Origin of the sequence: Microbacterium sp. UBA837, from assembly GCF_002296025.1 — a bacterium.
Lineage (GTDB): Bacteria > Actinomycetota > Actinomycetes > Actinomycetales > Microbacteriaceae > Microbacterium.
Genome location: NZ_DBHD01000103.1, coordinates 1 through 10,205 on the forward strand (window position 1 = coordinate 1; position 10,205 = coordinate 10,205).

Genomic DNA, 10,205 nt, shown 5'->3' on the forward strand with positions numbered 1-10,205 from the left:
TGATCTGTCGGATGCGACGGCGGGGTTCCTCGAGCGCCGGTACGGCTGGAGTGTGCCGGCGAGCGACGTATGGGGCATCCCGGATGTGATCATGGGCCTCGAACTCGCGATGGAACATTGCTCGGAGCCGGGGTCGAAGATCATCGTCCCCACCCCGTCATACATGCCGTTCCTCATGGTGCCTCCGATGCGCGGTCGCGAGGTCATCGAGATGCCTCTCGCGATTCGCGACGGACGCTACGAATTCGACCTCGACGCGCTGCAGCGGGCGTTCGACGAGGGAGGCAACCTGCTGCTCCTGTGCAACCCGTACAACCCGGTGGGTCGCGTGTTCGCGAGAGACGAACTGATCGGGATCGCCGAGGTCGTCGACCGAAACGGCGGGCGCGTCTTCTCAGACGAGATCTGGGCGCCGCTCGTCTTCTCAGGCGCCACCCATATCCCGTACGCGACGGTGACACCGGCTGCTGCCGAGCACACCATCACTGCCATGAGCGCCTCGAAAGCCTGGAATCTCCCCGGTCTGAAGTGCGCGGAACTCGTGCTCACGAGCGACCGTGACCGCGAGACGTGGGAGCGGATCGGGCGGTTCTCGGGCCACGGCACCAGCAACCTCGGTGCGATCGCCAACGCTGTGGCCTTCCGCAGCGGCGACGCCTGGCTTGCCGACCTCGTCCCTTACCTCGAGGGGAACCGCGACCGTCTCCTCTCCCTGCTCGCAGAGCACCTCCCGGGAGTATGGATGCCCACGCCGGAGGGCACCTATGTCGGGTGGGTCGATTTCCGCGGTGCCGGGATCGACGAGCACCCCGCGGAATACTTCGCGACGGAAGCATCCGTCACCCTGACGGAGGGGACCATGTGCGGCCAGGTCGGCGCCGGGTTCGCGCGCCTCATCTTCGCGACGCCGACGCCTGTGCTCGAAGAGATCGTTCGCCGGCTGGCCGCCGCCCTCTCCTCAGCGCCCGTCTAGGACGACGTCCCCGCAGAGGCGTCGGCAGGTGCGTCGGCGGCGAGTCGCATCCAGGTCTCCACGACCGTGTCGGGGTTCAGGGAGATCGATTCGACACCCTGCGCGAGCAGCCACTCGGCAAGGTCGGGATGATCGCTCGGCCCCTGACCGCAGATGCCGACGTACTTGCCCTGTGCGCGGCACGCCTGAATGGCCATCGACATGAGCTGCAGCACGGCGGGATCGCGCTCGTCGAAGGTGTTGGCGACAAGGCCGCTGTCGCGATCGAGTCCCAGGGTCAGCTGGGTCATGTCGTTCGAGCCGATCGAGAAGCCGTCGAAGAATTCCAGGTACTGATCGGCCAGCAGTGCGTTGGTCGGCAGCTCGCACATCATGATGATCTTCAGGTCGTTGACGCCGCGGCGCAGGCCGTTCTCGGCGAGCATCTCGACCACGGCATGACCCTCGCCGACGGTGCGGACAAAGGGGATCATCACCTGGACGTTCGTGAATCCCATCTCGTCGCGCACGTACCGCAGCGCCTCGCACTCCATATCGAAGCAGGCCCGGAAGTCGGGGGAGATGTAGCGGGACGCCCCGCGGTAGCCGAGCATCGGGTTCTCTTCGTGCGGCTCGTAGCGTTCGCCGCCGATGAGGTTTGCGTATTCGTTCGATTTGAAGTCGCTCATCCGGACGATGACCGGTTCGGGTGCGAACGCGGCGGCGATCATCGAGATACCCTCTGCGACGCGCTGCACGAAGAAGTCACGCGGCGACGGGTAGGCGGCGACCCGCTCGTCGATCTGGGCCTGCAGCTCGGCGGGTAGGTCGCCCTCGAGGAGCGCACGGGGATGGATGCCGATCTGCCGGTTGATGATGAACTCGAGCCGCGCCAGCCCGACCCCCCGGTGGGGAAGGCGCGAGAACGAGAACACCTGGTCGGGCGTGCCGACGTTCATCATGATCTTGACGGGCAGTTCCGGCATCCGATCGAGGTGCGTCTCCTCCTCGGCGAATTCCAGCAGGCCCTCGTAGACGAACCCGGTGTCGCCCTCGGCGCACGAGACTGTGACGTCTTGTCCATCGCTCAGGATGCGGGTGGCATCGCCTGCACCGACGACGGCCGGGATGCCGAGCTCGCGCGCGATGATCGCCGCGTGACAGGTGCGTCCACCGCGGTTGGTGACGATCGCTGCGGCCCTCTTCATGATCGGCTCCCAGTCGGGGTCGGTCATGTCGGCCACCAGAACATCGCCCGCGCGGAACGAGTCCATCTGAGCCAGATCGCTCAGCACCCGCACGGAACCCGAGCCGATGCGCTGGCCGATGGCGCGACCTGCCGCCAGGACCGTCCCCGATTCGTGCAGGCGGAAGCGGCGGATGACGTTCGCCGACGCGCGAGAGACGACAGTCTCGGGCCGGGCCTGCAGGATGTAGAGCCGCCCGTCGACGCCGTCCTTACCCCATTCGATATCCATCGCCCGGCCGTAGTGCTCTTCGATGACGAGAGCCTGCCTGGCCAGTTCCTCGAGTTCGGCATCCGTCAGCGAGAACCTGGCGCGATCGGCGAGTGGAACATCGACGAAGGCCGTGCTCGCGCCCGCGGCACGACTGTCGGTGTAGCGCATCGCCACCGCTTTCTCGCCGACCGACCGCTTTAGCACCGCCGGGCGCCCCGCGCGCAAAGCCGGCTTCGAGACGTAGAACTCGTCGGGGTTTACCGCGCCCTGCACGACTGCTTCACCCAGTCCGTAGGAACTCGTGACGAACACCGCCTGATCGAACCCCGACTCCGTGTCGACGGTGAACATGACGCCGGCGGCACCCACATCCGAGCGCACCATGCGCTGCACGCCGGCCGACAGCGCAACCTCGGTGTGATCGAATCCCTGATGCACGCGGTACGCGATCGCGCGGTCGTTGTAGAGCGAGGCGAAGACCCGACGGATCGCGGTCAGGATGTTCTCGATTCCCCCGATGTTGAGGAACGTCTCCTGCTGCCCCGCGAAGGAGGCGTCGGGCAGGTCCTCGGCCGTCGCCGACGACCGGACCGCCCAGGTCACGGCATCCGGATCGGCGTCGTCGTGCAGCAGCCGGTCGTAGGCGGTGCGGATGTCGATCTCGAGGTCCTCGGGCAGCGGGTGCCGCTCGATGCTGGCGCGGATCTCGCCGCCGACGCGCGTGAGGGCTGCGACGTCGTCGGTGTCGAGATCGCGCAAGAGGGCTGCGATCTGGTCGCCGAGACCGTCGTGGGCCAAGAAGCGGCGGTAGGCGTCGGCTGTGGTGGCAAACCCGCCGGGAACCCGCACGCCGAGCGCTGACAGATGAGAGACCATCTCGCCGAGCGAGGCGTTCTTGCCGCCGACGGCTGGCAGATCGGTCATGCCGATCTCGTCGAACCAGAGGACGTTCTTCATGGGTGCTCCTTTGTGAGGGCCGGGAAGGGCTGGGGTGTCAGGCGCGAAGCTTCAAGGTCTGCAGGATGATTGCCGACATCTCCTCGACGCTCTTGGTCGAGGAGTTCAGGAACGGCACGCGCGTGCGGCGATACAGCTCTTCGGCGCGTCGCAGCTCGAGGGTGCATTGCGCGAGGCTCGCGTAGCGCGAATCCGGGCGTCGCTCGTGGCGCACCTGGCTCAGGCGCAGGGGCGTCGTGGTGAGGCCGAAGCAGCGCTCGGCGTGCGGGGCGACGAGCCGCGGGAGTCCATCGGTGGGAAAGTCCTCGTCGGTGAGCGGGTAATTCGCGACCAGGAGGCCGTACTGCAGCGCGAGGTACATGGTCGTCGGGGTCTTGCCGCAGCGCGAGGGGGCAATGATGATGACGTCGGCGAACTCGAGCGCCCGCGAGCTCTGCCCGTCGTCATGCTCGATGGCGTACTCCACAGCGCGCATCCGCGCGAAGTAGGCCTCGGTGTCACCGAGGGTATGGAATTGCCCGAGCTGTTCGGATGCCGTCGTGCCGAGCGTTCGCTCCAGATCGGTGAGGTGGCCACCGAGAAGGTCGATGCGCGGCGCCGGCGCGGTATCGAGCACGCGTCCGACAGTCGCGTTCTTCATCGTCGAGAAGACAATGGGCGCCAGGCCCGCGGCATCCGCACCGGTGATCGTCTGCACCACCGCCGCTGCCGCTTCGGCGGTGTCGACGAACGGAATCGTGTGGCGATCGAACCGGAATCCGGGAAAGTTCGCCAGGAGCGCGTTGCCCAGGGTTTCGGCAGTGATGCCGGTGCTGTCTGAGACGAAGAACACGGCGCGGCTCGGGAGCGCGTGGTCGCTCAGGGCAGGATGCATGCCTCGAGGTTAGGGAGATTTACCCCTGCTTTTCGCCGAAGAGTGCGTCAAGATTCAGGCTTCTTTACGCATGGGCAAGCATCGTGATGCCGGCCTCGCTCACCCGGCGAGCTGGTCGAGGTCGCGGAGGTGACGGTAGGAACCCTTGAAATAGAGCAGCGGTTCCTCGCGGTGCCACTCGGCCGGACTCATCCCCACAACCGACCCGATGACGATCAGGTGGTCACCGGCCTCGTGCTCTGCCCACGCTTCGCAATCGACCCACATGAGGGTGTCGGCGATGATCGGGTTACCGGAGGCTGCGGGGTTCCAGGCGACGCCCGCCCACTTGTCGGTGCCCCGCCGGGCGAACTGGTTGGCGATCTCGTGCTGGTCGTGGGCCAGGACGTTCACGGCGAACCTGCCGGTGGCGGCTATCCGGGGGTACGTCGTCGAGGTCTTCATGACGCTGAACGAGATCAGTGGCGGCTCGATGGACACCGAGAAGAACGACTGGCACGTGAAGCCGATGGGTTCGCCATCGTCGATGCCCGACACGATCGTGATCCCCGATGCGTAGTGCCCGAGGGTGTCACGGAACTGACGGGGAGAGAAGGGCACATCGGGTGCCGAGTACTGAGACATGGGTTCGCTTTCTCTTCGCCGTCGGTTCAGGATGCCGGGACGCCGGCGCGGAGGGCGCCGGCCAGGGACGCGACCTGTCGGATGTTGGTGGCATACTCGGCGACCGCCGCGTCAAGGACCTCGTCCACGCGCTCCAGTTGGCTGAGGGCCAGATAGAAGCCGCGTCCTGGCACTGTCGCCCCGAGTTCCACCAGGAGGGGAGACAGCGTGAAGGTCGGTCCCATCGAGTGGGTGAAGTCGGCGCCCGTGTGAACCGGGATCGCGGTGACACCGGCGAGCCCGTTGGCCGGATACCGGTCGAGGAAGGCTTTCAGCAGCCCCGTGTAGGTGGCCTTGTAGGTCGGTGACGCGAAGATCGCGAGGTCGCTGTCGGCGACCACGGCGTTCAGCGACCCCATGACCTCCGACGGCCAGGCGAAGATCTCGTTCGTGTAGTCGGCCAGGTCGATCACCTGGGCCTCGTAGGTTCCCTGGTCGAGAAGCTTCTCGACCAGGAGCTCGGCGATCTTGCGGGTGCGCGATGCCGGCTTCGGGTTGCCGACGACAACCGCGACTTTGAGTGACATGACTCTCTCACTTCCATACCGATGAACAGGAAGGGATGAGTCGCCGCACCACACCGCGAGAGGGACGTGGAGCGAACGACATCTCCACACGCCCCGGGGTCTTGTGGCCCAGTGCGCCCGCAACGGCTTACGCTGCACACCCATTGTGCACACGCTCGTGTTTCGGTCGCGTAAACCGCGGCTCAGAGCGCTCGGGTGAGCCGATCCTGGGGCGCCATGAACCACGTCACGGCGTCCGGGAGAACCGGCCCCCCGTCGGAGTGAGCCTGATCACCTCAGAAGGTTGCGGCAGCTTCCTCGACCTTCGCGAACGCGGCGGCCATGATCTCATCCGAGCGGGCCGGGTCGTGGTCCATGCCCTCGGCGGCGATCTCCGTGTAGTCGTCGATGCCGATGAATCCGAGCATCGTGCGCAGGTACTGGCTCGCGGGATCCTGGGAGTTGAACACTCCGCCGGCGGCCTGGATGTGCAGCGCCTTCTTGCCGTGCACGAGGCCGACCGCCTCGCCCTGTTCGTTGTAGCGGAAGGTCTTGCCCGCCACACAGATGCAGTCGATCCACGCCTTCAGTCGGGTGGGTACCTGGAGGTTCCACAGCGGGTTGGCGATCACGATCTTGTCCATGTTGAGGAACTGGGTCGTGTAGCCCTCAAAGAGGGTGAGCTTGCTCTGCTCGGCCTCGTGGAGGCGGACGAACGGCATGCCTTCGCGCAGCTTCCCCCATGCGCTGAACAGATCCAGATCGATCTCGGGGATCGCGATGTTGTACAGGTTCTGGTCGATGATGTCGTCGTCGGGGTGCGTCTCGACGTACGTCTTGAGGAACGCATCCGTGAGTCGCATCGACTTCGAGTTCTCTGAGGTCAGAGGGTGGGCGCGGATAACCAGCAGCTTGGACACGAGGTCCCCTTCTTCATCGTGTCGGAATGTCCGACCCCTCAACTGTGCGCCGGATCCGACCGTCGGCGGCAGGGACCAAAGACCCTCACTGTGGCGGCCGACGGGGCTGACCGCCCGCTGCATCCCGTGCAAGACTGGCCAGTCATGGGCATCCTGGCAACTGTCGTGAACGTCTTCGTCGATGAAGCCGGCGAGCACGGCAATCCGCTCGGAATCGTGTGGGCGTCGACCGCCACTCGCGGGCATGAGCAGGACATCGCCGCTGACCTCGGATTCAGCGAGACGGTGTTCATCGACGAGGTGGACGGGCGCACTGTTCGGGCGCGGATCTTCACCCCGAAGCAGGAGCTGCGCTTTGCCGGGCATCCCACCGTGGGACTGGCAGCCTGGCTGCGCGCGGCGGGCGACGACATCCGGCACGTCGTCGTGCCGGCGGGCTCGGCCCGGGTCCGTGCCGACGGCGACCTCACGTGGATCAGTGCCGACGTCGATTGGGCCCCGGAGTTCGAACTCGAACGACTCGACTCCCCTGGTGAGGTCGACGCCGTCGATCCGGATGCCTACACCGAGGGTATGCACTACGTCTGGGCCTGGCTCGACGAGGAAGCCGGGCGCGTGCGCACGCGCATGTTCGCGCCGGGCCTCGGGATCCGCACCGATGAGGCGACCGGGTCTGCAGCGATCCGGCTGACCGCCGCGCTCGGTCGTGACCTGCAGATCGAACAGGGAGCAGGGTCGAGGCTGGTCACGCATCGCCGGAACCTCGGCCGGGAGGTTGAGATCGGCGGCCGTACGACCCCGGGGCGCGACGTCGAGCTGGCGTGAGCTTTCAGTACAACTGGAACAGTTGAGACGCGATCGCGCCCAGATCGGTGTTGGCCTGGATGACCGCTTGCACCTCGGTGATCGGTACGTCATTGACGAACACCGCGAAGGCGAGACGCCGCCCGGATGCGGCATCCAGATATCCGGCGAGCGCCTTCGTCTCGAGCACGTAGGGGGTGTCGGTTCCCGGACCGACGAGCGTGCCGGTCTTCGCGTGGGCAGAACCGATCGCGGGGTCACCGTCGGGCAGCACGGTTGCCAGGGACCCGTCCACCCCGAGGATCGGTGTGGATTCGAGGAAGGTCTCGAAGTACGGGGCGTCCGTCAGCGACACCAGGTAGGAGGTCATCGCTGCCGGAGTGATGCGGTTCCCCGGCAGCCCTTGACCATCGGTGATCACGACGTCGTCGGGCCCGAGTCCCGCCGCTTCGAGCACGCTCATCTGTCTCGCCAGCCCGGCGTCGAGGGTTCGCTCACCCGCCTGCGCCGCCAGCAGCAGCGGCAGTTGATTGGCGCCGAGGTTGTGGCTGACCTTGTTGATCAGTCGGGCGGTCTCCGAGAACGGCGGGGAGGTGAACGTGGCGACCGGGATCGCGCCGTCGAGGTCCGCCACCGGCGGCAGCTCGCTCGAGCTCGGCGTCCGCGGGTCCGCCGTGACGGTGACGCCCGCGCGCTCGAGCGCCTCGATGAACAGGGTGCGGGCCCACGCTGCCGGATCAGGGACCTGATAGGTCTGCACCACCGGTTCGGCGCCCAGAGGGATCGTTCCGGTGACGGTGAGGATGCCGCCTTGCTCGGTGATCGTGACGTCGAACCCGCTGTCGGCATCCGCTGTGCTCACCAGATTCTCGACGGTGTACGCCGAGCTCTGCGGCCGCCAGCTCGCGGTCGTGGGGTCGCCGACCGCCGCGCCGGGGATGATGACGATGTCCACCAGGTTGTCGTTGACCACGATCGGTGAAATCGGTACGCCGTCCAGGACGACGGGATCCCAGAGCCTGTCGTCGACGAGGACGTCCCCGCCCACCGTGTGGATTCCGGATGCGGCGACCTGCTGAGCGAGATCATCGAGGCCGGTCAGCGGATCCTCGGGAGTGAGCGTCGCCAGGCCCGGGAGGACGTTCGCGTCGTAGTGGTCGAAGATCGGCACATCGAGGGTGCCATCGGGCATCGTTCGACCGCCGAGGGTGAGGTCTCCCGAGCCGCGCAGAATGAGATCTCCCTCGAGGGTGCCGTTCGAGACCTCGCCGACGGCGACGACCGGGGTCGTGAACGTCGCATCCGCGCCGAGCAGGTCGAGGGCTGCGGTGACAGAGAGGATCTTCGCCGTGGACCCGGTGAGGAACTGCTCGTCGGGGTTGACGGCGATGAGGGTCTCGCCGCTGTCGATGTCGATCACCGACATCCCCCAGCGGCCGCCCTCGGAGGTGGGCTGGTCCATGATGGCCGCGATCGTGGGTGGCACATCAGTGGGCGGACCGGGCGGGGCGGCGGTGCACGAGATCAATCCCGCTGACGCAGCGATGATCGCTGCAATGGTCACCGGTCGTCGGGTGCGGCGGAGCATGGGACGGAGTCTAGTGAGGCGCCCTCTGTGCCTCGGCCCGCAGGCCGTGCGGGGAAGGTACGATTTACATGTACTAAGACATGGAAAACGTCGGACGGGAGAGCGCGGATGAGCATGGTGCGCGGAGGCTTCGGCGGGGGGCTCACTCGAGGGGCCGACGAACGGACGCAGCGTGAGCGGAACGCGGAGGCGCCCCACATCCCTCACCTCGGGCGCCGCATCGTCGCGCTGTTCTCGCCGTACCGTGGGCGGCTCGCGGTCACCGCGGTTCTCGTCGTCCTGAGCGCGGCGCTCGGCGTCGTGCCCGCGCTGTTGGTCGAGCAGGTCTTCGACCTCGCCCTGTTCCCGGCATCCGGGTCCCCGGACATCCCGCTTCTGATCGAACTCGTCGCGCTGATGATCGGACTGTTCGTGGCATCCGCGGGACTGAACGTGCTCCAGACGTGGCTGACCTCGTCAGTGGGTAACCGTGTCACCGGTGATCTGCGGGTTCGGCTCTTTCGGCACCTCCAGTCGATGGAGCTCGCGTTCTTCACACGCACGAAGACGGGAGTGATCCAGTCCCGCCTCCAGAACGACGTGGGCGGGGTCGCGAGCGTGCTCACCAACACGTTCACCTCGATCCTCGGCAACAGCGTCACCGTTGTCGCGTCGCTCGTGGCGATGGTCATCATCGACTGGCGGCTGACCCTCGTGGCGATCGTCATGCTTCCGGTGCTCGTGGTGATCCAGCGCCGCGTCGGGCAAGTGCGTGCCCGGATCGCCGCGCAGGCCCAGGAGTCCCTGTCGACCCTCACCGCCATGACCCAGGAGTCGCTCTCGGTGTCGGGCATCATGCTCACGAGTTCGTTCAACCGCTCGGATTACGAGACAGGTCGCTACGCCGAAGAGACCAGCCGGCAAGTCTCGCTGCAAATCCGGCAGGCCATGAGTGGCCAGGGCTTCTTCGCGGTCGTGGGCGTCATCATGTCGGCCGTCCCGGCCATCATCTACCTGCTTGCCGGGTTCTTCATCACGGGCGGTGTCGACATCACGGCGGGCGCGATCGTGGCCTTCACCGCCGTGCAGGGACGCCTGCTCTTTCCGCTCATGGCGCTCATGCGCGTCGCCCTCGATGTGCAAACCTCGATGGCGCTGTTCGCCCGCATCTTCGAGTACCTGGATCTGACACCCGCGATCGTCGACTCGCCGGATGCGGTCGACGTCGCCGATGCCCCGGGACCGGTCGGTCGGATCGAGTTCCGCGATGTGTCGTTCCGCTACCCCGGGGCGGGAGAGGATGCTGCGACCCTCCGGGGCGTCTCGTTCGTCGCCGAGCCCGGTCAGCACATCGCGTTCGTCGGTTCCAGCGGAGCCGGCAAGACGACGATCCTCTATCTCGCCCCACGGATGTACGAGGCCTCGTCGGGCGCCGTGCTCTTCGCCGGTGCCGACGTCCGCGATCTCCGCCGCGCGTCCCTCCTCGAGGGTGTCGGGATCGT

9 protein-coding genes are annotated in these 10,205 nt (G+C 66.6%); 3 read left to right on the forward strand and 6 right to left on the reverse strand.

Annotated elements, in window-relative coordinates; genetic code table 11:
• Positions 1–973, forward strand: a 973-nt coding sequence (locus tag B3587_RS07550; RefSeq protein ID WP_292727587.1) for a MalY/PatB family protein, incomplete at its 5' end; no start/stop codon positions are given.
• On the opposite strand, the gene ppsA is transcribed toward B3587_RS07550, so the two are convergent.
• The 5 genes from ppsA to B3587_RS07575 all read right to left on the reverse strand — a co-directional run bounded on the left by ppsA (position 970) and on the right by B3587_RS07575 (position 6,332).
• Positions 970–3,369 carry a phosphoenolpyruvate synthase gene (ppsA, locus tag B3587_RS07555; protein ID WP_292727588.1) on the reverse strand — a complete coding sequence of 800 codons (2,400 nt, stop codon included), beginning with the start codon at positions 3,367–3,369 and terminating at the stop codon, positions 970–972. The genes B3587_RS07550 and ppsA overlap by 4 nt on opposite strands.
• A gap of 37 nt (positions 3,370–3,406) precedes the next feature.
• A complete protein-coding gene (locus B3587_RS07560) occupies positions 3,407–4,243 on the reverse strand; it encodes a pyruvate, water dikinase regulatory protein (RefSeq protein WP_292727590.1) in 837 nt (278 codons plus the stop codon).
• Between the two features lie 99 nt (positions 4,244–4,342).
• The gene (locus B3587_RS07565) at positions 4,343–4,867 is read right to left on the reverse strand and encodes a flavin reductase family protein (protein WP_292727591.1); all 525 of its coding nucleotides are present in this window, start codon (positions 4,865–4,867) and stop codon (positions 4,343–4,345) included.
• Between the two features lie 26 nt (positions 4,868–4,893).
• Positions 4,894–5,433: an NADPH-dependent FMN reductase gene (locus B3587_RS07570; protein WP_292727593.1), complete on the reverse strand. Its 540-nt coding sequence runs from the start codon at positions 5,431–5,433 to the stop codon at positions 4,894–4,896.
• Between the two features lie 275 nt (positions 5,434–5,708).
• The gene (locus tag B3587_RS07575; protein WP_292727595.1) at positions 5,709–6,332 is read right to left on the reverse strand and encodes an FMN-dependent NADH-azoreductase; all 624 of its coding nucleotides are present in this window, start codon (positions 6,330–6,332) and stop codon (positions 5,709–5,711) included.
• 90 nt (positions 6,333–6,422) lie between these two features.
• Between B3587_RS07575 and B3587_RS07580 the strand changes: the two genes are divergently transcribed.
• Positions 6,423–7,157, forward strand: a complete 735-nt coding sequence (locus B3587_RS07580; protein ID WP_292727597.1) for a PhzF family phenazine biosynthesis protein — start codon at positions 6,423–6,425, stop codon at positions 7,155–7,157.
• Positions 7,158–7,161: 4 nt separating this feature from the next.
• Here the strand turns inward: B3587_RS07580 and dacB are convergent, their stop codons facing one another.
• Positions 7,162–8,724, reverse strand: a complete 1,563-nt coding sequence (gene dacB, locus B3587_RS07585) for a D-alanyl-D-alanine carboxypeptidase/D-alanyl-D-alanine endopeptidase (RefSeq protein ID WP_292727599.1) — start codon at positions 8,722–8,724, stop codon at positions 7,162–7,164.
• Positions 8,725–8,832: 108 nt separating this feature from the next.
• On the opposite strand from dacB, the gene B3587_RS07590 reads away from it, so the two are divergent.
• Positions 8,833–10,205: ABC transporter ATP-binding protein (locus B3587_RS07590; RefSeq protein WP_292727601.1), on the forward strand; the 1,373-nt coding region annotated here is incomplete at its 3' end.

Bases quoted from the DNA above. Each gene is read 5' to 3' on its own strand.
- ppsA (WP_292727588.1), bottom strand. From the start codon at position 3,369: ATGAAGAACGTCCTCTGGTTCGACGAGATCGGCATGACCGATCTGCCA.
- B3587_RS07560 (WP_292727590.1), bottom strand. From the start codon at position 4,243: ATGCATCCTGCCCTGAGCGACCACGCGCTCCCGAGCCGCGCCGTGTTC.
- B3587_RS07565 (WP_292727591.1), bottom strand. From the start codon at position 4,867: ATGTCTCAGTACTCGGCACCCGATGTGCCCTTCTCTCCCCGTCAGTTC.
- B3587_RS07570 (WP_292727593.1), bottom strand. From the start codon at position 5,433: ATGTCACTCAAAGTCGCGGTTGTCGTCGGCAACCCGAAGCCGGCATCG.
- dacB (WP_292727599.1), bottom strand. From the start codon at position 8,724: ATGCTCCGCCGCACCCGACGACCGGTGACCATTGCAGCGATCATCGCT.